Below are 3,251 nucleotides of genomic sequence, written 5' to 3'. Positions count from 1 at the left end.
ATTGATCAAAGGACGGAATGCTTATGGCTATTTAAAAGCTGAAAAAGGAGTCCATCGTTTAGTACGGATCTCCCCTTTTGATTCAGCGGGACGCAGACATACTTCTTTTGTTTCAATCGACGTTATTCCGGAATTAGAAGGAAACATAGATATTGATATCAATCCAGATGATCTAAAGGTTGATACGTATCGGGCTAGCGGAGCAGGTGGACAACACATTAATAAAACAGATTCTGCTATTCGGATCACGCATATTCCTAGCGGAGTAGTAGTAGCTAGCCAAGCACAGCGTTCACAAATGAAGAACCGAGAACAAGCCATGAGCATGTTGAAAGCCAAACTGCATCAACTAGAAGTAGAAGAAAAAGAAAAAGAAATGGCTGAAATCAGAGGAGAACAAAAAGAAATTGGATGGGGCTCTCAAATCAGATCGTATGTGTTTCATCCTTATACAATGGTCAAAGATCATAGAACCAATTATGAAACAGGAAATATTACAAGTGTCATGGATGGAGACTTAGATCCATTTATTCAAGCCTATTTGAGAAGCACATTAGCGCAAAAAAATTAAAATTAAGTGAGTTTTGTCATAAAACTGTCAAAAAATCTATTTTGACAGTTTTTTTGTGTGAAGCCACTGTAATAATCGGAAAACGACTTCCCAATTTGAAGGGTATATAAGTTTCTTATGGGGAGGATAATTGATTTTAGAGGATAATTAAAGGCTATAGTGGTGATTGGGAAAATGTGTGTAAAAAATGGCGGAAATAATACAGTTCGTTACAGTACTGCGACACTTTGAAATGTATTTGTAAACAAACTACAACAGACATTGTTTTTTTGAGTGCTATAATGATTAAGGATTGAATGACGAAGACCCTTAAACAGCAACAATACTAAAGAAATAGCAGAAATTAAAAAAAGTTAGGTGATAAGATGATTGAAATGCTAAATGTCTATAAGAAATATCCTAATGGCATTACAGCAATTAACGGTTTAACAATCCGTATTGAACAAGGTGAATTCGTTTATGTAGTCGGCCCCAGTGGTGCTGGTAAATCAACGTTTATTAAAATGATGTATCGTGAAGAAAAAGCAAGTAAAGGAACAATCAAAGTTGGCGATTTTGACTTAATGACTATGAAAGACAAAGACATTCCTTATTTAAGACGTCATGTCGGAGTGGTCTTCCAAGACTTTAAATTGTTGCCAAGGCTAACAGTGTACGAAAACATTGCGTATGCAATGGAAGTAGTTGAAAAAAATCCTAAAGTCATTAAAAAACGCGTCTTAGAAGTTTTAGAGTTAGTTGGATTGAAACACAAAATCAGAATGTTTCCGAACGAACTGTCCGGCGGAGAGCAACAAAGAATAGCCATCGCTAGAGCTATCGCTAATATGCCGCGAGTATTGATTGCTGATGAACCAACAGGTAATCTTGACCCGGATACATCATGGGAGATCATGAATATATTAGAAGAAATCAATAATCAAGGAACGACCGTGATTATGGCGACACATAACAGCCAAATCGTAAACGTCGTTAAACACCGTGTACTTGCGGTTGAGAATGGACGAATCGTCCGAGATCAATTGGAAGGAGACTACGGATATGAAGCTTAGAACAATTAAAAGACATTTCATAGAAAGCTTAAAGAGCTTGAAAAGAAATGGCTGGATGTCGATTGCAGCGGTCAGTGCGGTTGCGGTTACGTTATTATTAGTTGGTTCGTTTATCGCTATGTTGATGAATGTAAACAAATTAGCTACTGATATTGAAAATGACGTCAGCGTAAGAGTGTATATCGACTTAGCGGCAGATGAAGGACAGCAAAAAGAATTAGAAACTAAACTATCCGCACTTGATCATGTTTCCACAGTTGAATTTTCAAGTAGAGAAAACGAATTAAAGCAAGTCGTTGGCAGCTATGGAAATGAATTTAATTTATTCCAGGGAGACGACAATCCTTTATACAATGTATTTATCGTAAATACAGATGCACCGCAGTATACTAAGACGGTAGCTAAAGAAGCAGAAGGCTTAGAACAAGTTGCAAAAGTCAATTACGGTGGTGCCACAGCAGATAACTTGTTTAAAACAATGGGCACAGTACGAAATGTTGGAGCGATCGTTATAGTAGCACTGGTATTAACAGCTGTTTTCTTGATTTCTAATACCATTCGTATCACTATCATGTCACGCAGAACAGAGATAGAAATCATGAAATTAGTAGGAGCAACCAATTGGTTTATCAGATGGCCTTTCTTAGTAGAAGGAGCACTGATTGGGTTGATTGGATCACTCATTCCTGTTGCATTAATCAGTTTCCTTTATGTAACGATTTTTGATATAGGAACAGCTTATTTATCAGGAACCTACTTTTCATTATTAACACCCATTCCATTCTTATACCAAATCGGCGGCTTAATGGTTGCAGTCGGAGTATTGATTGGAGCAATTGGTTCATCAATTTCAATTAGAAGATTCTTAAAAGTATAATAAAAAAGCATTTAGGGAAAATGGAGGAAAGAAAAAGTGAATAAGAAACTCATAACTCTTGTTTTAATAGCTACGTTAGGAACAACCACATGTTTAACCCCTTTAACAGCAAAGGCAGCTGTTGATGATGACATCAGCCAAGCAACTGAAAAAATCAATCAACTTGAAAACGAAAAAAAATCAGTTGCAAATGAATTAGCAGAGATCACAGATCAAATTTCAGAAAATGAAGAAAATGCTGCTTCAATGATGGCTGAAATGTCAAAAGCACAATCAACATTGAAAGAACTTACAAAACAAATCGATACTTTGAATGCTGCTATTGCAGCTCGCGAAGATAAATTGGCGGAACAAGCTCGTACAGTACAAGTGAACGGCGACACGCAAAATTATGTTGATTTTATTTTAGAGTCTGAATCTTTTGCAGATGTTTTAGGACGTGCTGATGTTGTTTCTAAATTAGTTTCGGCTAACCAAGCGTTAGTAAAAGCACAAGCTGAAGATAGAAAAAGAAGCTGTAGTTGCATCTATCGCAGCAGAAAAATCTAATGTTGAAACAGAAAAAGCACAACTTTTGGCAACTAAAGAAAAAGCAGAAAAAGCTGCTCAAGAATTAAAAGCTGCTAAAACGACTGCAGTTATCAAGACAAGTTCTTCAGATAAGGATGAAGCAAAAGCTGTAGCTACTGCGACTACTTCAAAAGAAACAACACAAGTGTCCGCAGCTGAAACAAAAACGAGCACAAATGAA

Annotated in this window: 4 protein-coding genes; all 4 read left to right on the top strand. The window is 36.7% G+C overall.

The window, feature by feature from the left end:
* Positions 1 to 571: peptide chain release factor-like protein (locus tag RT405_RS01995; protein ID WP_313467125.1), on the top strand; the 571-nt coding region annotated here is incomplete at its 5' end.
* Positions 572 to 936: 365 nt separating this feature from the next.
* On the top strand, positions 937 to 1,623 hold the full coding sequence (ftsE, locus tag RT405_RS01990; protein ID WP_035029993.1) for a cell division ATP-binding protein FtsE: 687 nt from the start codon (positions 937 to 939) through the stop codon (positions 1,621 to 1,623).
* Positions 1,613 to 2,500 carry a permease-like cell division protein FtsX gene (gene ftsX, locus RT405_RS01985; protein WP_035029990.1) on the top strand — a complete coding sequence of 296 codons (888 nt, stop codon included), beginning with the start codon at positions 1,613 to 1,615 and terminating at the stop codon, positions 2,498 to 2,500. The genes ftsE and ftsX overlap by 11 nt, the downstream gene beginning before the upstream one ends.
* A gap of 36 nt (positions 2,501 to 2,536) precedes the next feature.
* Positions 2,537 to 3,049 (top strand): hypothetical protein, encoded by a 513-nt coding sequence (locus RT405_RS01980; protein ID WP_313467122.1) that lies wholly within the window; start codon positions 2,537 to 2,539, stop codon positions 3,047 to 3,049.
* Positions 3,050 to 3,251 lie beyond the last annotated feature (202 nt).

Source organism: Carnobacterium sp., assembly GCF_032094055.1.
Taxonomy (GTDB): Bacteria; Bacillota; Bacilli; order Lactobacillales; family Carnobacteriaceae; genus Carnobacterium_A.
The sequence above is the reverse complement of the archived record's forward strand: the minus strand, read 5'-3'. Positions and strand labels throughout refer to the sequence as shown.

Excerpts from the sequence above, each read along its gene's own strand:
- ftsE (WP_035029993.1), top strand. The coding sequence starts at position 937 with ATGATTGAAATGCTAAATGTCTATAAGAAATATCCTAATGGCATTACA.
- ftsX (WP_035029990.1), top strand. The coding sequence starts at position 1,613 with ATGAAGCTTAGAACAATTAAAAGACATTTCATAGAAAGCTTAAAGAGC.